Source organism: Streptomyces sp. NPDC059169, from assembly GCF_042755225.1.
In the GTDB taxonomy this organism is placed as follows: domain Bacteria; phylum Actinomycetota; class Actinomycetes; order Streptomycetales; family Streptomycetaceae; genus Streptomyces.
The window spans coordinates 30,641-50,031 of the sequence record NZ_JBHZCF010000010.1 but is presented as its reverse complement, the minus strand read 5'-3'; the positions used below and the strand labels follow the sequence as shown (position 1 = coordinate 50,031).

The 19,391-nt window shown below is 70.9% G+C and carries 14 protein-coding genes; 10 read left to right on the top strand and 4 right to left on the bottom strand.

Features of this window, described 5'->3' with window-relative positions:
• Positions 1-699: 699 nt before the first annotated feature.
• The 4 genes from ACFXOM_RS19680 (at position 700) to ACFXOM_RS19665 (ending at position 6,438) form a co-directional block, all read left to right on the top strand.
• Positions 700-1,890 carry an AMP-binding protein gene (locus ACFXOM_RS19680; protein ID WP_384930924.1) on the top strand — a complete coding sequence of 397 codons (1,191 nt, stop codon included), beginning with the start codon at positions 700-702 and terminating at the stop codon, positions 1,888-1,890.
• Positions 1,891-1,945: 55 nt separating this feature from the next.
• Positions 1,946-3,535 carry an acyl-CoA carboxylase subunit beta gene (locus ACFXOM_RS19675; protein WP_385038619.1) on the top strand — a complete coding sequence of 530 codons (1,590 nt, stop codon included), beginning with the start codon at positions 1,946-1,948 and terminating at the stop codon, positions 3,533-3,535.
• A gap of 489 nt (positions 3,536-4,024) precedes the next feature.
• Entirely contained in the window at positions 4,025-5,242 is a 1,218-nt protein-coding gene (locus ACFXOM_RS19670; protein WP_384930928.1) for a cytochrome P450, read from the top strand.
• Positions 5,243-5,370: 128 nt separating this feature from the next.
• A complete protein-coding gene (locus ACFXOM_RS19665) occupies positions 5,371-6,438 on the top strand; it encodes a Gfo/Idh/MocA family protein (RefSeq protein WP_384930930.1) in 1,068 nt (355 codons plus the stop codon).
• A gap of 117 nt (positions 6,439-6,555) precedes the next feature.
• On the opposite strand, the gene ACFXOM_RS19660 is transcribed toward ACFXOM_RS19665, so the two are convergent.
• Positions 6,556-7,431, bottom strand: a complete 876-nt coding sequence (locus tag ACFXOM_RS19660; protein WP_385038617.1) for a 1,4-dihydroxy-6-naphthoate synthase — start codon at positions 7,429-7,431, stop codon at positions 6,556-6,558.
• A gap of 240 nt (positions 7,432-7,671) precedes the next feature.
• Here ACFXOM_RS19660 and ACFXOM_RS19655 point away from each other — a divergent pair, with 240 nt between their 5' ends.
• From ACFXOM_RS19655 to ACFXOM_RS19645, 3 genes are all read left to right on the top strand, one after another.
• On the top strand, positions 7,672-8,754 hold the full coding sequence (locus ACFXOM_RS19655) for an arylcarboxylate reductase (protein WP_384930936.1): 1,083 nt from the start codon (positions 7,672-7,674) through the stop codon (positions 8,752-8,754).
• A gap of 65 nt (positions 8,755-8,819) precedes the next feature.
• Positions 8,820-9,983, top strand: coding sequence for an aminofutalosine synthase MqnE (gene mqnE, locus ACFXOM_RS19650; RefSeq protein WP_384930938.1), 1,164 nt, complete (start codon positions 8,820-8,822; stop codon positions 9,981-9,983).
• Between the two features lie 59 nt (positions 9,984-10,042).
• On the top strand, positions 10,043-10,348 hold the full coding sequence (locus ACFXOM_RS19645; protein ID WP_384930941.1) for a ferredoxin: 306 nt from the start codon (positions 10,043-10,045) through the stop codon (positions 10,346-10,348).
• Between the two features lie 248 nt (positions 10,349-10,596).
• Here the strand turns inward: ACFXOM_RS19645 and mqnC are convergent, their stop codons facing one another.
• The 3 genes from mqnC to ACFXOM_RS19630 are packed head-to-tail and all read right to left on the bottom strand — an operon-like array spanning position 10,597 to position 13,590.
• On the bottom strand, positions 10,597-11,820 hold the full coding sequence (mqnC, locus tag ACFXOM_RS19640; RefSeq protein ID WP_385038716.1) for a cyclic dehypoxanthinyl futalosine synthase: 1,224 nt from the start codon (positions 11,818-11,820) through the stop codon (positions 10,597-10,599).
• 46 nt (positions 11,821-11,866) lie between these two features.
• Complete coding sequence (locus ACFXOM_RS19635) at positions 11,867-12,772, bottom strand: menaquinone biosynthetic enzyme MqnA/MqnD family protein (RefSeq protein ID WP_384942699.1); 906 nt, start codon at positions 12,770-12,772, stop codon at positions 11,867-11,869.
• A gap of 47 nt (positions 12,773-12,819) precedes the next feature.
• A complete protein-coding gene (locus tag ACFXOM_RS19630; RefSeq protein WP_385038614.1) occupies positions 12,820-13,590 on the bottom strand; it encodes a thioesterase II family protein in 771 nt (256 codons plus the stop codon).
• 321 nt (positions 13,591-13,911) lie between these two features.
• On the opposite strand from ACFXOM_RS19630, the gene ACFXOM_RS19625 reads away from it, so the two are divergent.
• The 3 genes from ACFXOM_RS19625 (at position 13,912) to ACFXOM_RS19615 (ending at position 18,649) form a co-directional block, all read left to right on the top strand.
• Positions 13,912-14,313, top strand: a complete 402-nt coding sequence (locus ACFXOM_RS19625) for a DUF6069 family protein (protein WP_384942696.1) — start codon at positions 13,912-13,914, stop codon at positions 14,311-14,313.
• Positions 14,310-15,293, top strand: coding sequence for a hypothetical protein (locus tag ACFXOM_RS19620; protein ID WP_384942694.1), 984 nt, complete (start codon positions 14,310-14,312; stop codon positions 15,291-15,293). The genes ACFXOM_RS19625 and ACFXOM_RS19620 overlap by 4 nt, the downstream gene beginning before the upstream one ends.
• A 281-nt stretch (positions 15,294-15,574) precedes the next feature.
• Entirely contained in the window at positions 15,575-18,649 is a 3,075-nt protein-coding gene (locus tag ACFXOM_RS19615; RefSeq protein ID WP_385038611.1) for a non-ribosomal peptide synthetase, read from the top strand.
• Positions 18,650-19,391: the final 742 nt, after the last annotated feature.

Here is a 19,391-nt window from a genome sequence, read left to right as displayed (position 1 = left end):
CCGCCCGTCCTCCGTGGGGTGCACCCGGGCGCGGGCGCGGTGGGGCGGATGAGGAGGGGAAGCACCCGCGGGAGGTGTCCGGGTTTCATCCCGGGCATACAGTCGTCGGGACGGCGATGGCGAGGTGGTGCACGCGGTCCCTGGCGGGCAGGACGAGCCCGGGAAGAGCCGCGTGCCGTACCGGGAGCCGCGTGCACCGGCTGCCCCGATACCGGTGAGACCGCCGTCGCGAGGCGGCCCGGCGCCCGCGCCGTCGTCCCCCCGCCCGCCGCCCCGGACAACCAGCAATTCTCCTAGTTCCCCGCAAACGTCCTTGTCAGCAGGCAAAACGTGCGGCGAAGCTGTCGATCGGCCGACGGTGCGCCTGATGGGAACGGCTGCTGCGGACGTGGGCAACGCTGCCGCGAGGCGCGGAGGGCGGTGCGTCCGATGCTGCGCCGGACCGTCCGGTGGTGCCGCGGCCGACGAGAGCCCCCTTCCCACCCTCCGCTGTGCGGGCAGGGCGCCGGTTCGAGCCACGACCGCGCAGCGGGATTACGGCGTGCACGCCACTCGCGACGTTCTTTTGTGGTTGCCGCACGAAAGGGGGACGAAGTGGTCACTCGGCAGACACTGTCCGACGGCAGCAGTCTCGGACCGGCGGAGCCCCGGCCGCACCGCCGGCGACCGCCGCAGACCCTGTCGCTCACCCTCGACGGCATGTTCAGCAGTACCGCCCGCAGGTTCCCGATGACCAGAGCCGTGCAGGAGGGGCAGCACCATCTGTCCTACGGAGAGGCCGAAGCCCGGGCCGGACAGTTGGCGTCGGCGCTGGTGCGCGGCGGGGTTCAGCTGGGTGACCCGGTGGTCGTCCACTGCGGTGACCACCGGCAGGCGGTCGTGGGCCAGCTCGCGGTGCTGAAGGCCGGAGGGGTGTGCGTGCCCGTGCCCGCGGCCTCCCGCGGTGCGCGGCTCGACCGGATCATCGAGGTCAGCGGTGCCCGAACGGTGCTGTGCAGCACCGCGACGCGGCCGGTGTGGAGCTACCGCTGCATGTCGTGGGTACTGGACGACCCGGCCACCTGGACAAGAATCGCCGCCCAGGCTCCGGACCGCGCGCTGCCGCGCTCGGGGCACACCGAGGCCGCCTACCTGCTGGTCTCCGAAACGGACTGCCACGGGGTCGGTGGCTATCTGGTCGACCACCGCGCATGGCGGTTGGCGCTGTCCGCCCGGATCCGCCGGGCCGGCAGTGCGCACGACGGGGTGATCGTGCACCACCCGCCCGTCCGTACGACGACGCTGCCCGCGATGTGGTGGGCGTTCGCCTGCGGGGGGACGCTCCACGTGCCGTCCCGCTTCGGAGGTGCCACCTGTTCGCCGACGCCCAGGCGCAGGGCCGCCGCGGTCTTCGGCCCGGAGGAGTACGCGCGGCTGTTGCAGCCTCCTTCCCTGGCCTCCCACCCGGTGTCCCCGCGGTTGACCGTGCTGATCGGCGGCGCCTGTCCGCGGACGGTGATCGACCGTCATTTCGAGGTGCTGCCCCGGGCCCCGCTGTGGGTGGAGTTCACCGCCGCGGACGGCACCCTGCCGTGGACGGTCCGGGAGTTCAGCCCCGACAATCCCTGGCCGGAACATCCGGGAGCCAGCCACCCGGTGCCCGGCGTCCATGTGCGGGTGGTGGACCCGGCCGGAAGCCCCCTGCCGAGTGGACAGACGGGTGAAGTCCACGCCACGGGGCCCGCGTTGCCCTACGGCAGCATCCGCAGCGCCGACGGGGCGTGCCTGGCGGAGGACACCGCGCCGGTGCTGGCGTCCGGGCGGCTCGGCCGCTGGAGACGGGACGGCACTCTGGAGTTCTGCGGTCCGGCCCCGGTGCCGCCGCTCGCCGCCCGGTTGCGGAACCCGTAGGTACGCCCGGGGACATGCGTGGAATCGCCGATGTGGAGAGGCGGAATCGCTGCCGATGACCTACCGAGAGAGAGGCCCCGCCGAAAGTGTGCCGCACGATACCCGGGGGCGGGTGGCCGAGCTCCACGCCCTGCACGAGAAGGCCCGGGTCGGTCCCGGCGAGCGTGCGACGCGGGCTCAGCACGACAAGGGCAAGCTGACCGTTCGTGAGCGGATCGCGCTCTTGCTGGACGAGGGGTCCTTCACCGAGGTCGAGCCGTTGCGCCGGCACCGTGCGAGCAGGTTCGGTCTGGAAGCCCGCCGGCCCTACACCGACGGTGTGGTCACCGGGTGGGGACGGGTGCACGGCCGGACGGTGTTCGTCTACGCGCACGACTTCCGGATCTTCGGCGGCGCACTGGGCGAGTCCCATGCCGCCAAGATCCACAAGATCATGGACATGGCGCTGGCGGCCGGCGCCCCGCTCGTCTCCCTCAACGACGGTGCCGGCGCCCGCATCCAGGAGGGCGTCGTGGCGCTCGCCGGCTACGGCGGCATCTTCCACCGCAACACCCGCGCCTCGGGCGTCATCCCCCAGATCTCCGTGATGCTCGGCCCGTGCGCCGGCGGCGCGGCCTACAGCCCCGCTCTCACGGACTTCGTCTTCATGGTCCGTGACACCTCCCAGATGTTCATCACCGGCCCCGACGTCGTCCGGGCCGTGACCGGTGAGGAGATCACCCAGAACGGCCTCGGCGGTGCCGACGTGCACTCCGAGACCTCCGGTGTCGCCCACTTCTCCCACGACGACGAGCCCACCTGCATCGACGACGTGCGCTACTTGCTGTCGCTGTTGCCGGCCAACAACCGGGAACGACCGCCCGCCGTTCCCACCACCGACCCGGTCGACCGCCGCTGCGACCGGCTGCTGGACCTGGTCCCGGCGGACGGCAGGAAGCCGTACGACGTCTGCGAGGTCATCGAGGAGATCGTCGACCACGGCGAGTTCCTGGAGGTCCAGGAACGCTGGGCGACGAACGTGGTGTGCGCGCTGGCCCGGCTCGACGGGGAGGTCGTCGGCATCGTCGCGAACCAGCCCCGGTCGCTCGCCGGTGTGTTGGACGTCCACGCCTCGCAGAAGGCGGCCCGGTTCGTCCAGCACTGCGACGCGTTCAACATCCCGCTGCTGACCCTGCTGGACGTGCCGGGATTCCTTCCCGGTGTCGATCAGGAGCACGGCGGCATCATCCGCCACGGGGCCAAGCTGCTGTACGCGTACTGCAATGCCACCGTTCCCCGTGTTCAACTGATCCTGCGCAAGGCCTACGGCGGCGCCTACATCGTCATGGACTCCCGCTCCGTGGGAGCGGATCTGTCCTATGCCTGGCCGACGAACGAGATCGCGGTGATGGGCGCCGAGGGGGCCGCCAATGTCGTCTTCCGCAAGGAGATCGCGGAAGCCGACGATCCCGAGGCGATGCGGGCACGGATGGTCAAGGAGTACAAGTCCGAGCTGATGCATCCGTATTACGCCGCTGAACGCGGCCTGGTCGACGATGTCATCGACCCGGCCGAGACGCGGGCGGTGTTGATCCGTTCCTTTGCGGTGCTGCGGACCAAGCAGGCCGATCTGCCGCTGCGCAAACACGGCAACCCACCTCAGTAGGGCGGTACCGCGTGACGACGGTCGCGGGGACCGTGCGGTGCGTCGTCGTGACCGTACCGCCCAGCCGCAGGAGGGCCCGTCCGGGGTGCGGGAGAGCACCCGCCCGACCCCGGGGAGGGTGCCCTCGCGATGCCGTCGCGCCGGCCGCCCCCGACTGGCAATTCCCTAGAATTCCCCCACCGGACTGGCTCCCTCCGACCGGTCCGTGCTGGGCTGTGGCTGTCATCGGGCCCGGGCCACACCGAAGGGGGAGTCGCCAGGGGAACCACCGCGACCCCGGGACGCCGCCCGCGCGCCGCGTAGTGCGGACCTGCTCCCGGCCGGCCGCTGCCCGCCCCGTGGTACGCGGCAGCCGGCCGTCCTTCTTCCCGCACCGGACCCTTTCCTCGGCCCGCGATCACCGCCCGTCGTGCCCGGTGCGGACCGCACACCCTGCACACGGGCTCCGAGCACGGCGCCCCAGTGGCCACCAACAGCAACGGAGGAGTCATGGTTTACGAGCCGAAAGCGCCGGTGATCCCGTACAAGCGCACCTGTCCCTTCGATCCGGCAGCCGAGTACGCGCAGCTGCGCGAGGAGGACCCGATCAGCCCGGTGGCCTTCGAGCTGTCGCCGCGCGAGAAGGACGGCTGGCTGGTCACCCGGCATGACCACGTCCGCCAGATCATGACCGACCCCCGCTTCAGCCACCGCAGCGAACTGCTGGCGTTGGTGCACTCGCCGCCGTTCCCCGTCGAGGACTACTCCCCCGAGCCGTCCGCGCCGGGCAACTTCGTGCGCATGGACGCTCCGGAACACACACGCTACCGGCGGCTGCTGACCGGCTTCTTCACCGTGCGCAAGATCCAGCAGTACGAGCCCACGCTGGAGCGGATCATCGACGGGGTGCTCGACGAGATGGCCGAGATGGAGCCCCCGGTGGACCTGGTGAAGGTCTTCGCGGAGAAGATCCCCGCCAGGTCGACCTGCTCCATCATGGGGGTGTCGGAGCGCGATCTCACGGCCCTGGCCGAGCACTTCTCGGTCATCATGCGGATCGACTACACGCTCGATGAGTTCATCCATCACAACACGGAGCTCAACGCGACGCTCGAGCGGATGATGGCCGAACGCTTCACCGGCGAGCCGGGGGACGACCTGCTCGGGCAGCTCATCGCGACCGGCGAGCTGACCGAACAGGAGATGTTCAACATCGCCTGGATCGCCATCGGCGGAGCACTCGACACCACTCCCAACATGTTCGCGCTGGGCACCTTCGCGCTGTTGGAGCACCCCGAACAACTGGCGAAGGTACGCGAGCGGCCTGAGCTGATGGACAACACCGTCGAGGAACTGCTGCGATACCTGACGATCTCTCATTTCGGGGCCAGTCGAGTGGCGCTGGAAGATGTCGAGATCGGCGGCAGGACCATCAAGGCCGGGCAGACGGTGGTGCTCTCACTGCCCTCGGCCAACCGTGATCCGCGGTATTTCGAGAACGCCGACGAGTTCGACATCGACCGCCCCTCGCGCCGGCACCTGGCATTCGGCTTCGGTATTCACCAGTGCCTCGGCCAGCACCTGGCGAGGGCGTCGCTGCGCATCGGCTTCCAGAAGCTGTTCGACCGTTTCCCGGACCTGCGGCTCGCGGTGCCCGCGGAGCAAGTGCCACTGCGGGAGACCGCGATGCACTACGGCGTGTTCGAACTGCCGGTGACCTGGGGCTGACTCTCCCCGGCCCGGCCGTTCACGGCAGGGCCGGCGTTCCGCTCCGTGCCCGAAGGCCCGCCCACCGATCACCGGGGTGGGGCAGACGCCCCAACCTCCGCCCCCAAGGACCTCCATTGGATGACTCCGTGCCGGCTCAGCCCATCACTCCCCCACGACAACTGTCCGCGCCCACCGGGCCGGCAGCCGACCCCGACGGCTCGGGGCCGGTGCGGTTCGGCGCGCTGGGGGCCTCGTCCTTCGGGGGACGGCGGGTTTTCCCGGCCATGAAGAACTGCCCGCAGACCGAACTCGTCGCGGTGGCCAGCCGCAGTCCGGAGCGCGCCCAACATTTCGCCGACCGGTTCGGCTGCGCCGCCGCGACCACGGAAGCACTCCTGGAGCGTGAGGACATCGACGCCGTCTACATCTCCCTACCGCCGTCCCTGCACGGCGAGTGGGCGGCGCGGGCGCTACACGCGGGCAAGCACGTCCTGGTCGAGAAGCCGATCGCGACGACCGCGGCCGAGGCCCGGGCCGTGGTGGGGCTGGCCGAGGACCGGGACCTGGTGCTGCGGGAGAACTTCATGTTCCTGCACCACCCGCAGCACGACGCGGTCGCCGCGCTGATCGCCGAGGGGCGTCTCGGAGGGCTGCGCGCGTTCCGCGGGGCCTTCTGCTTCCCCCCACTTCCCGAGCAGGACATCCGGTACGTGCCGGGACTCGGCGGCGGAGCGTTGCTGGACGCGGGGGTGTATCCGCTGCGGGCCGCCACGATGCTGCTGGGTCCCGGACTGCGGGTGGCGGGCGCCACGGCACGGGTGCGGCGGTCCGACGGACTGGATCTGTCGGGCCAGGCGCTGCTGGTGTCGCCGTCCGGCGTGCTGGCGAGCGTCGAGTTCGGCTTCGAGCACGCCTACGGCTCGTTCTACTCCCTGTGGGGCGCGGGGGCGAAGGTCACCGTGGACCGGGCGTTCACCCCGCCGGCCGGGTACCAGCCGGAGCTGGTACTGGAGGAACAGGACCACGTCGAGAAGTTCACGCTCCCGGCGGCGGACCAGCTGAACCGGTCCTTGGCCGGATTCGCCGCGGCCGTGACCGTCGGCGGCGCCGCTGCCGACCCCGCGGAGACTCGATGGCGGCAGGACGCGGTCGCCACGATGGAGCTGGTCGACGCGGTCCGCACGCAGGCCGTGCCGGTCGCCGTCGACGGATAGCGGCACGCGATCGAGGGGTACCGGCACGGGTGGACCCCGCGCGCCGTGTGCGCACCGTCGTCCAGCGGGTGCGCACACGGTCCGCGGGGTCCGCGTGCCGTACGGGCTCGGCCGGGGCTACGCCCGGTCGGCCCCCGGGAAGTCCAGCGCGCCGGGGGCGACGGGTGGTACGAGGCCCTCGGCGGCGGCCCGGCCGAGCAGCTCCCGTACCGCCGCGTAGCCGTTCCCGCCGAGGCCGGCGGTGAACTCGTTCACGTACAGTCCGATGTGCTGCTCGACCACGTCCGGGGCCATCTCCTGGGCGTGCTCCCGTACGTAGGACCGGGATGCCGACGGGTTGTCCCAGGCGAAGCGGACCGACTCGGCCGCGGCCCGGGCCACCGCCCGCAGTTGTTCCTCTCCGAGGTCCCGCCGGGCGACGATCGCGCCGAGCGGGATCGGGCAGCCACTGGTGGCCTCCCATTCCTCGCCCATGTCGGCGAGGCGGTGCAGCCCGTACTGCTGGTAGGTGAAGCGGGCCTCGTGGATGACGAGCCCCGCGTCGACCACGCCGTCCCGCACCGCCGGCATGATCTCGTGGAACGGCATCACCACGATGTCGCCCACACCGCCCGGCACGGCTCGTGCCGCCCAGAGGCGGAACAGCAGGTACGCGGTCGACCGCACGCTGGGCACCGCGACGATCCGCCCGGCCAGCCGCTCCGGGCAGGAAGGGCCGCCCGCGGGCCGGGTGAGCACCAGTGGCCCGCATCCGTGGCCCAGCGCCCCGCCGGACGGCAGCAGGGCGTATTCGTCGAGCACGTACGGCAGGGCAGCGTAGGAGATCTTCAGTAGGTCCCCGGCGCCGCGCTCCGCGAGGCCGTTGGTGACGTCGATGTCCGCAATGGTCACCGTGAGTCCGGGCGCCCGAGGGAGCAGGCCGTGGGACCAGGCGTGGAAGGTGAAGGTGTCATTCGGGCACGGTGAGTGGGCGATGGTCAGCCGCTGGGCCATGGGTCCCCTCCGACGGGGTTCGTTCGGGCTGCCGGCCCGGAGCTCCGGCGCCGTCCCCCCAGGAAACCCGTTGTGGGTATGGGGAATTCCCCAGAGTGGCCTCGGCGAGTATGAGAGGGGCCGCCGGTGTTGCCGCGTCGGACCGTCACCCCGGTGCCGGTCCGCCCGGATGGCACGGCGGCAGTCCGGCTCCCGCAGGTCCGCGCGCACTGCGGTCTTCCCGGCAGGAAAGGAACGGCGATGCTGCCGACCACCGCACCACTGGACACCTCCGCCATGGGGCGCTGGCTGTCCATGGACCTGGACGCGTGGACCCGGTACGTCGTACGCCGCCACTTCGCTCCGGACACCGGGAGTCCGTATTGGCTCAAGCGCCGTGACGCGCTGGATTTCGACCCGTTCGACATCTCTCGCTACGCCGAGCTGTCGGCGTTCGGTCACTTCGAACTCACCGAGCTGCGGGACCTCGACCCGGTCGACCTGGTCCCGCAGGCCGTGTCGCGCCCGCTGGCCGGCCGGGTCTTCGACTCGGGAGGCACCACCGGCAGGCCGTGCCACGTCTTCTACACCGCCTCGATGCTCGACCACCACGCCCTCTGGCGGCGGCTGGGTCTGGTCACGGCGGGTTTCGCACCGGGCCGCAGCTGGGTGTACGCCACTCCTGGAGGGCCGCACGTGGTGGGCGAGGGCGCGGCGCAGCTCGCCCACCTGTATGCGTCGGTGGTCTACGGGATCGACCTCGACCCGCGCTGGATCAAGCAGCTCATCCGGGGCTGCCGGTTGGCCGAGGTGAACCACTACGTCGATCACGTCGTCGACCAGATCACGGACCTCATGACCAGCCGTCGTATCGACTACCTGGAGACGACGCCCGCGTTGTTCCAGGCGCTGGTGCGACGGCGTCCGGATCTGGTCGGGCAGCTCGACGGCGTCGGACTCGGCGGTACCCAGATCGTGCCGGCGATGTACCGGGAGTTCGTCGGAGCGCTGGGCGACGGCCGGATCGGGACGGCCTACGGGAACACCTTCGGTTGCGCCATGGGCCTGCCCGCGGAGCAGGACGGCGACGTCCTTCCGTACGTCCCGAACTACCCGCAGGTCACCATGGCCGTCGTCGACAGGAACGACCCGGCACGCACGGTGGGCTACGGGGACGTGGGCCAGGTCAGGCTCACGGTGTTGCACGAGGACCTCTTCCTGCCCAACATCCTCGAACGCGACCAGGCCGTGCGGTACCGGACCTCGGCCGACTGGCCCTGCGACGGGGTGGCGAACGTCCAGCCGCTGCAGGTCTCCCGGGCCATGCCCGAAGGGATCTACTGACGACGACGCCCGCATCACCCAAGCGCACAGTTTGCCAAGTCAAGTACTCAGGAAGGTAGTTGGGGATGGACGCAGGACTCAAGCGTGAGCTGGAGGAGAAGGTCTATGCGGGAGAGCGGCTGTCCCGTGAGGACGGTATCGCGCTCTACGGGTGTGACGACCTGGCGTGGCTGGGCGGGCTGGCCCACGAGGTCCGAACGCGCAAGAACGGCGATGTGGTGCACTTCAATGTGAACCGCCATCTGAACATGACGAATGTGTGCACCGCGTCGTGCGCCTACTGCTCCTTCCAGCGCAAGCCGGGTGAGCAGGACGCGTACACGATGCGGATCGAGGAGGCCGTTCGCCTCGCCAAGGCGATGGAACGGGAGAACCTCACCGAGTTGCACATTGTCAACGGTCTGCACCCGACGCTGCCGTGGCGCTACTACCCGCGCTCGCTGCGCGAGCTGAAGAAGGCCCTGCCGAACGTCTCCCTGAAGGCCTTCACCGCCACCGAGATCCACCACTTCGAGACCATCTCCGGACTGACTGCCTCCGAGATCCTCGACGAGCTGATCGACGCCGGTCTGGAGTCGCTGACCGGCGGCGGCGCCGAGATCTTCGACTGGGAGGTGCGCCAGCACATCGTCGACCACCGCACCCACTGGGAGGACTGGTCGCGCATCCACCGCCTGGCCCACGAGAAGGGTCTGAAGACCCCGTCGACGATGCTCTACGGACACATCGAGGAGCCCCGCCACCGCGTCGACCACGTCCTGCGGCTGCGCGAGCTCCAGGACGAGACGGGCGGCTTCCAGGTCTTCATCCCGCTGCGCTACCAACACGACTTCGTGGACATGCAGGACGGCAAGGTCCGCAACAAGCTCCAGGCCCGGACCACCATGGCGTCGGGTGCGGAAGCCCTGAAGACCTTCGCGGTCTCCCGCCTGCTGTTCGACAACGTCCCGCACGTGAAGGTCTTCTGGGTGATGCACGGGGTTTCGACGGCGCAGCTGGCGCTCCAGCACGGCGCGGACGACATGGACGGCTCGGTCGTCGAGTACAAGATCACCCACGACGCGGACAACTACGGCACGCCGGACAAGCTCACCCGCGAGGACCTCCTCGACCTGATCCGCGACGCCGGCTTCCGCCCCGTCGAGCGCAACACCCGCTACGAGACGATCCGCGAGTACCCCGGACCGGACCCCGAGCGCCGTGAGGCGCCACAGCCCATGCGGGTCTGAAACCCGTCGGCCCGCGGCCCGAAACCACAGACCAAAACCACCATCGGCAGGCAGGCGGTATGTCCACCAACACGAACGCGAACAACGACGAACTCGAGGTCTGGATCGACCAGGACCTGTGCACCGGAGACGGCATCTGCGTGGAGTACGCGCCGGAGGTCTTCGAGCTGGACATCGACGGCCTCGCCTATGTGAAGGGTGAGGACGACGAACTGCGCCAGGCGCCCCGGGCAACCGTGCCGCTGCCGCTGGATCTGGTCCAGGACGTCGCGGACTCGGCCAAGAAGTGCCCGGGCGAGTGCATCCACGTACGGCGCGTCAAGGACTCGGTGGAGGTCTACGGACCGGAGGCCGAGTCGGCCTGACCGGCGGGCGACCGCAGGACGCACAACGGTAGGGCCGGTTCCCGAAGAGGTGTCTTCGGGAACCGCCCCTACCGTTGTGCACCGGTCAGCTTTCCGGCCGGACCGCGGGTGCGACTCCGCCGATCGGCCGCTGCGCACGGCGGCCATCCCGGTACGGCTCCACACGACGGTGACCGGATCAGCGGTCTGATCCGGTCACCGTCGTGTGGGGGCGGCCGGCGGGACGCGCGGCACGCAGGAGGGGCCGGTCAGCTGGCCCCGATCACCTTCAGCTCGGGATGGCTCCTCGCCCCGTCCGGGCCGTCGAGGGCGGTGGAGGACAGATGAGAGACGACGTGGTCGTCGAGCGGGTCGTTCGCCGGGTCCTCGTGCACCACGATGTGCTCGTAGGTCGTCGTCCGCTGCGCCGGCACCCGGTCGGCCGACCGGATCAGCTGGAGCAGTTCCCTGCGGTTGGATCGGTGCTTGGCGCCCGCCGAGGAGACGACGTTCTCCTCCAGCATCACCGATCCGAGGTCGTCGGCGCCGTAGTGCAGGGCGAGCTGGCCCGCCTCCTTGCCGACGGTCAACCACGACCCCTGGATGTGCGCGACGTTGTCCAGGAAGATCCGGGCGATGGCCAGCATCCGCAGGTACTCGAAGACCGTCGCCTGGGTCTGCCCCTTCAGGTGGTTGTTCTCCGGCTGGTAGGTGTACGGGATGAAGGCCCGGAAGCCGCCCGTGCGGTCCTGGACGTCGCGGATCATCCGGATGTGCTCGATGCGCTCCGCGTTGGTCTCGCCGGTGCCCATGAGCATCGTGGAGGTGGACTCGACGCCCAGCCGGTGCGCCACTTCCATGATCTCCAGCCAGCGCTCGCCGGACTCCTTCAGCGGTGCGATGGCCTTGCGGGCCCGCGCCGGCAGCAGTTCGGCGCCTGCACCCGCGAAGGAGTCGAGTCCGGCGGAGTGGATCCGCTGGATCGCCTCCTCGACACAAACCCCGGAGATCCGGGCCATGTGCTCCACCTCGGAGGCGCCCAGGGAGTGGATGACCAGTTGGGGGAAGTCCTTCTTGATGGCGGCGAAGTGCTCTTCGTAGTACTCCACGCCGTAGTCGGGGTGGTGCCCGCCCTGGAACATGATCTGCGTGCCGCCCAGCTCGACGGTCTCGGCGCAGCGCCGCAGGATGTCGTCGAGGTCGCGGGTCCACCCCTTGGCGGTGTCCTTCGGCGGCGCGTAGAAGGCACAGAACTTGCACGCCGTCACGCACACGTTGGTGTAGTTGATGTTGCGCTCGATGATGTACGTGGCGATGTGCTCGGTGCCCGCGTAGCGACGGCGGCGGATCGCGTCGGCCGCCGTGCCCAGCGCGTGCAGCGGAGCGTGGCGGTAGAGGTCCAGCGCCTCTTCGGGGGTCACCCTGCCGCCCTCGGCGGCACGGTCCAGGACGGACTGAAGGCCACGGTCGGTGGGTTCGGACGGTCGGGGCATGTCGACGGCCTTTCCGGGGGGGTTGTGGGGCTCGTTGCCGGTCATGTCAGGTGCTGGTCGCTTCTGGGCCCAGGAGCTGGACGCGGACGTCCGGCGGGAAGCCGGCCCGTCCGCCGCCGACCCGCAGGGCGAATTCCGCGATTCCGGCGAGCTGGCGCTCACCGAGGCTGAAGTCGAGGGCGGTGGTGTAGTAGTGCTCCAGGGTCCGGGCGTCGAAGGCCTCCCAACGGGCGGCCTGTTCACAGACCTCCCTGACTTCGGCGAGGGACAGATCGCGGGACGCCAGAAGATCGGCGTGTACGCGACGGACGGTCTCCGGCTCCCTGGCGAGGAAGTCCTTGCGGGCGGCGAAGACGGCGAAGACGAAGGGCAGTCCGGTCCAGTCGCGCCACATCTGACCCAGGTCGTGCACCTGCAGGCCGAGCCGGGGCGCGTCATGCAGGGAGGCGCGCAACGCGGCGTCACCGATCACGACGGCCGCGCGCGCCCGCTGCATCATTGCCGCCAGGTCCGGAGGGCAGACGAAGTATTCGGGCCGGACGCCGACCGACTCGGCGAACAGCAGCTCGGCGAGCCGCACCGAGGTCCGGCTGGTGGACCCGAGCGCGACGGGTGCTCCGTTCAGCTGGTCCAGCGGGACCTGGCTGACGATCAGGCAGGACTCCACGGGACCGTCGCTACCCACGGCGATGCCCGGCAGTGCCACCAACTCGTCTGCGTGTTTGAGGAATTCCATGAGACTGATCGGCCCGATGTCGAGCGCACCCGCGACGAGCGCGTCGCTCAGGCCGTCCGGGCTGTCCTTGCGCAGGTCCATGTCGAGCAGACTGCCGCTCTTGGCCAGTCCCCAGAACAGCGGCAGGCAGTTGAGGAAGTCGATGTGACCGACCCTGGGCCGGCGACCGGTGCGTGGTGCGGGCGTGGCCGACGCGGTGAGTAGCGGTTCAGGCATGACTGTCAGGGCTCCAGGGGCGCTCGGTCGGGGCAGCGGGGTGGCACCTACGCACGGTGGGGAAGGGCGGTCGAGGTGAAGTGGTCGCTGAGCACGTCCATCACCTCTTTCGGTCGGTCGACGAGGTAGAAGTGCCCGCCGGGAAAGACCTGGAGGTCGCATGTGCCGGTGGTGTGCGAGTCCCAGGACCGGGCCTCGCCGAGGGATGTCTTCGAGTCGTCGTCGCCGACGAGCACGGTGACGGGGCACCGCACGACGGCACCGGGCTCGCAGCGGTAGGTCTCGACGGCCTTGTAGTCGCTGCGCAGCGCGGGCAGCACCATCCGCAGCATCTCCTCGTCGTCGAGGACGCGCGAGTCGGTGCCGCTCAGGGCCCGCAGCTCGGCGACGATGCCGTCGTCGTCCCGCCGGTGCACCTGCTCGTCGCGGTACGCGGACGGCGCTCTGCGACCCGAGGCGAACAGCCGGACGGGGCCGTCCCCGTCGCGTTCCAGCCGCCGTGCCACCTCGAAGGCCACCACCGCGCCCATGCTGTGTCCGAAGAAGGTCAGCGGCCGGTCGGTCCAGGCTTCCAGCGCTTCGGCGATCAGGTCGGCCAGGAGCCCGATGTCGTCGACGGCGGGTTCCTGGCGGCGGTCCTGCCGCCCGGGGTACTGCACGGCGAGCACGTCCACTCCGGGACTGAGCGCGGCCGAGACGGGGTGGTAGAAGCTCGCGGAACCGCCGGCGTGCGGGAAGCACACCAGGCGCCGGCCCGCGTCCGGGGCCGGGTGGAACCGCCGGCACCACAGGCCGTCGTCCGCAAGGGGGGAACTCATCGTGGTGATCCGTCCTTTCCTGTGGACCGGCCCGGCCGCACCGCGGCCGGCACCGTCGTCCCGTGCGGATCGGGAAACACTTGCTGCCGCCACTATCCAGTGGGTCCGGACCACCGGCACAAGGTCTACCGGCCCGACACGGCCGAAGTCTGGACGTTTCCCCGGTTCTCGGGGGCGAGGGAACCGGACCGGTGGCGCGGCACCCCGCCCGGGGCCTAGCCTCGCGGTGCAGCGGTCGCTGCCCGAGGAACGATGGTGGTTCGGCACCCTTCGCGCCCGCCGTGCCAGTCCTGCACGCCCGCCTCAGGAGGTTGGTTCATCATGGCTGCGACATCGCCACGGTCCGCCCGGGTCCTGGCCGTCCTCGGGACCACGGCCGCCACGCTCGTGGTGTGGGCGATCGCCACGGTGCTGCTGGACGTGGAGCTCGATGTGCGGATGAAGCCCGGCGGCGCCCTCCAACACATCGGACCGGCCGCGGTCGTCCTCGCCGGCCTCGTCGCCGGATTCGCCGCCTGGGCGCTGCTCGCCCTGCTGGAGCGCCTCACCCTACGACCGCGCCGGGTGTGGACGGTCATCGCCGTCGTGGTGCTCGCCCTCTCGCTGATCGCTCCGCTGCAGAACGGTGTGACGACCGGTGCCAAGATCACGCTGCTGTGCATGCACCTGGTCGCGGCCGCGGTCCTGGTGCCGGCGCTGGGCCGCACGGCCGTCCGGCGATGACGCACGCCGGTCTCGCGTTCCTCTGCGGTACCGATCTCGATGCCTACGACCCGAGCGGGCTGGCCGCGTTCCATGACTGCTCCCCGGTGCTGCGCCACCGGTACCGCAAGGTCGCCGAGTGGACGGGCGTGGACGCCGGACGGCTGCTCGGCCGGGACCGTTCACGGGCCGGGCCGCACGAGCGTGCCCTCATCGGCCGGTTGGCGCTGGCGACGGCGATGCTGGGGATCCATGACGTGCTCGCGGTGCACAAGATCCGGCCCGGTGTGCTGGGCGGTCTGGGCATCGGGACGATGGTCGCGTCCGCCCTGGCGGGCACGCTCCCGCGCGACGCGCTGATCCGGACGCTGGCCGGGACCGGTCGCATCGAAGGCCCCGACCGTGCGGGAACCGTCGCGCTGGCCTTTCTACCGGCCGGCGCGGATCCCGGCTGGTACCGCTCTGCGGTGGGTGGAGGCGTCCGTTACGGCGGCTCCCTGGGCCGGGACACCAGTGGGGTGTACCGGGTGGTGCTGCTGACCGGGGACGGCAGGGCGCTGGCGCGGTTGGCCGCCGCGGCCCCGAAGGGCGCTGTCCGGATCAACGGGAGCAGCGGCGTCACGGTACACAGCCCGCTCGGCCGGAAAGCCCGTGCCGAGATGCAGCGGCTGGTGTCGGAACTGCCGTTCGCCGCCCCCACCGTGCCGCTGTGTTCCCCACTGGAGGCGAGGACCCTGCGTACGGCGGACGAGGTCGGCGAGCTCTTCGTGCGGAATGTCGTCCAGCCTGCTGAACTCGATGTGCTCACACGGGAGATGGCCTCGCACGGCACCCGTCTCGGGCTCGTCCTCGGACCGTCGCTGCCCAGGGATCTGCTCCGGTTCCCGTTCCCTGTCGTCCCGGTGGAATCCCCGGACGACATCGCCCAGGTGATCTCGGCGATCCTCGAGTTCGGGGTGGAGACGTCCCCCGCGGGGCACGCCGTGTCGCACTGGGCGTAGCGCCTTCGCCTCGGTGAGCCACAACGGTTGCTGACCCCGCACGGCACCAGCGGGTTTCCGCTCTCGTCACCGACCGCCACGGGCACGGGCAAGACCCGGGCTTCCCGTCGTCGAGCGCGGCGGACAACCCGACCGTCAACGCGGCCGTCATCACCACGACCAGGGTCCCCGATGTCGTAGTCCAGCGGTCCGGGAACACTAAGGGCCCCCCTAGCCACCTGCGACGGATGATATGCGCCGTACCGGCAGGACAGAGCCAGCTTTATCCGCGGAGGCCAGGAATGCGTGACCCTTCCGAGCGTCGGCCCTACACCAGACCCCTGTCGGCCGAGGAATGGCTGTACGTGGGCATGGGCGGCCGGAACACCATCCAGCACGTCATCGAGGGCGACGGGACCCTGGACGCCGAAGAGCTCGGCGCGGCGGTGGCGGTCGCCTCGGAGGCGTGCCCGGGCACCCGGCTCCGGCGAGAAGGGCGCCACTGGGTGGACGGCGGGACCGCACCCTTGGTGCACGTGCTGCCCGGACCGTTCGACGGTCGGCTACTGGACTCCCCCGCACTGCGGAAGCCGCTCAGCCCGTCCGGGCCGACCTGCGAGGTTCTGCTCGTTCCCGGCGATCCGGCCACCGTGATCTTCCGGGCGTGCCACGCCGTGACCGATGCTCGGGGCCTGCTGCCCTGGGTCGTCGATGTGTTCCGGGTGCTGCGCGGTCAGCAGCCGCTGGGCGCCCCCGACCGGCAGAACAGTGACGCGTTCCTACGACACCTCGACCTTCCGGACGGGCTGCCGCCGATCCCGCAGGGCGTGGGAAAGCTGGCTTGGCCCTCCCCGTTGGGTCACCTGCCCCGTAGTTCCCGGGGGATGCTCTGGCGGCGCCGGACCGTCGACGGCAGCCACCCGGCGGCCACGGCCAAGGTGACGACCGCACTGGCCGCGGCCTACGGACCGGGCGGCAGGGGCCAGTTCTTCGTGCCGGTCGACCTACGCCGCCATGACGCGGCCGTCCGGTCCACGGCCTGGCTGTCCCAGGCGCTGGTGCTGGATGTCGGTCCCGGGGACGGCTGGGAGGAGACGCATCACCGGATGCTCACCGCGCTCTCCGCGAAGGAGGAGCTGGCGCTGCGCACCGAACCCCGCCTGCTGAAGGCACCGTTGCCGGTGCTGCGCCTGATGTCGGCGGCGGTCGACCGTGCGGCCGTCCGCAAGGGCCGGTTCTCCGCCCTCGGCTTCGTGACACATCTGGGTGCCTACGACCTGCACGACTTCGGTACTGCCGGCTTCCGGGCCAGGACGCTGTACACGCTGGGCGGCACCGGCCCCGGCAGCCCGCCGTCGATCGAGATGATGGAGAGCGAGGGCCGCACGGAGGTCACCTTGGCCTGGCAGGACGGCCCCGGGGTCGCGGGGCGCGCCGAGGCGCTGCTCGACCGGGTGGAGGAGGCCCTGTCGCCCCGTGCGCACCGCCACTGGACGGGGAACGACACGGCGCGGGCGCTGCCGACGGACGGTTCGGTGGTCCAGCTGTTCCGTGAGCAGGTCCGGCGGACCCCCGACCGAGTGGCGCTCAGCGGGCCGGAGGGACCGGTCACCTACGCAGAACTGAGCCGCCGCGCGGACGCCGTGGCCGCCGAGCTGGCGCGGCGCGGCGCCGGCCGGGGCAGCGTCGTCGCCCTGCTCGCCGGCCGGTCGGTGGCGGGTGTGGCGGGACTGTGGGGCGTGCTGCGGGCCGGGGCCTGCTATCTGCCGGTCGACGCACAGCATCCGGACGCGCGCCTGGCCGGGCTGCTCGCGGACGCGGGTGCCGCCTTCTGCTTGATGGAACGGCCGTACGAGCAGCGCGCGTGTCTCCCGGAGGGATGCGTGCCGCTGGTGCTGGACGAGCTGGTGGCCGCGGCAGCCGATCCGGATCCGCCCGTCGGCACGGCCGACGCCCCGGCCGGCGACGGCGGCTTCAGGGACGCCGAGGTGGCACCGGACGACCTGGCGTACATCATCTACACCTCGGGCTCGACGGGCCGTCCCAAGGGCGTGCAGATCGAGCACCGCAACCTCCGGAACTACGTCCACTGGGCGACCCGGGAATTCGGGGTGGATGCCGAAACCCGGCTGCCACTGCTCACCTCACCGTCCTTCGACGTTTCGGGCACGTCCGTGTTCCTGCCCCTGCTGGCGGGCGGCGAAGTGATCCTCCTGCGTGACGAGCCCCATCACCTCTCGCTGCGTGGCCTGCTGGAGCACTCGGGCGCCAACATGCTGAACCTCACGCCCTCCCACCTCGATCTCATCGGGCAACTCGACATGCACCCGGCCGGGTTCCACACCCTCGTCGTGATCGGTGAACAACTGCGGGTGGAGGTCGCGGCGCGGGCACAGGAGATGTTCGGGGCCGACTGCCGGATCGTCAACGAGTACGGGCCGACCGAGGCCACCATCGGGTGCACGGCGTACACCTTCCGGCCGGAGCAGGACCGCAGCCGGGCCGTGGTGCCGATCGGGATGCCGGCCGACAACACACAGGTGTTCCTCCTCGATGCGCAACGGCGGTTCGTCCCCCGGGGTGAGGTGGGCGAGATGTATCTCGGCGGGGCACAGCTGGCCCGCGGCTACCGCGGCCGCCCGGACCTCGACCGGGAACGCTTCCCCGTGCTGGCGGACGGCACCCGGGTCTACCGCACGGGCGATCTGGCCCGGGTCCTTCCCTCGGGTGGGTTGGAGTTCATCGGACGCATCGACAACCAGGTCAAGGTGAGGGGCCACCGGGTGGAGCCGGCCGAGGTGGCGCAGTGCCTGGAGGGCCATCCCGCGGCCGACCGGGTCGTGGTGGTGGCACGGGCCCGACCCGGCCGTCCCGGCAAGTCCCTGTTCGCGTATGTGCTGTCCCACGGGGAGGTCACGCCGAAGGAGTTGACCGCCTACGCCGAGGAGCGGCTGCCCCGCTACATGGTGCCCGCCGCAGTGCTCCTCGTGCCGGAGCTGCCGTACACGGTCAGCGGCAAGGTCGACGAGAAGGCACTGCCGGACCCGTTCGCCGAGGGACCGGACGCCGGGGCGCCGGTCCGCGGGGGTGCGGCCGTGCGGGTGGATCCGGTGGAGGAGGCGGTGGCCCGGGTCTGGGCGCGCACCCTGGGAGTGGAGCGCTCCCGATTGGACGGCCAGGCCGACTTCCACCGGATGGGCGGTGATTCGCTGTCGCTGCTCGCGATGGTCGCCGGTGTCTGCCGCGAGGTGCTGGAGTCCGACCGGGAAGAGGCCTTCATGGCCCAACTCACCACGATCATCAGCGACCCCACGCTCGACCGGGTGGTGGCCCTCGCCCGCGCGACGGCCACCGAGGACCCGCGGCCCCAGCAGTAGGACCGCCGGCACCCTCCGTTCCGGCCCATGGTTCGACGCGGAGGGTCCGGGGCCCGGCCGGTCACGGCCCGGGGTGCCGGCACGCTCGGCGGCGCGGAACTCCTACGGCCTGAGGCGGCTGTGCACCATCCTCGACATCTCCCGCTCCAGCTTCGCCTGCTGGCGTCGTGCTCCTGCTCGGGCCGACCGGCAGGCGGCCGGCAACCGGCTCGCCACCCGGGTACGGGCTGTGCACCGGGAATCGGACGACGCCTGCGGCGTCCCCAGGGTCACCGCCGAGGTCCGCGAACGGGTCTGCCACCAGCGGATCGCGCGCGATGTGCGGAGCCTCGGGCTCGCCGGGCTCCGGCTGCGCTGCAGACACCGCACCACGACGACCCGGTCGCGGCAAAGGCCCCGGACCCGGTCGGCCGCGACCCCGAGCGAGCCGAACACGAAGTACGTCGGCGACTCACCTATCTCCCGCCGGATGGCGGGAAGTTGCTCCATCTGGCCACCGTGATCGATCTCGCTTCGCCTGGCCGGCTGGGCGTACCGCCGAGCACACGCGCACCGAACTCATCGGCTGGAGGGCGTACGGGCGGTCCACCTCGATCACCAGACCGGCACCTGGAACAAGCCGACGCCACCGCTGCCCGGGAGCCCGACGGCGACCACGTCACCCAACGCCGCTCCGAACAGTCCGCCGCCGAACGATCGCCAGCTCGAGCAAAGCTCGGCTACGCCGTCGACCCCAACCCGG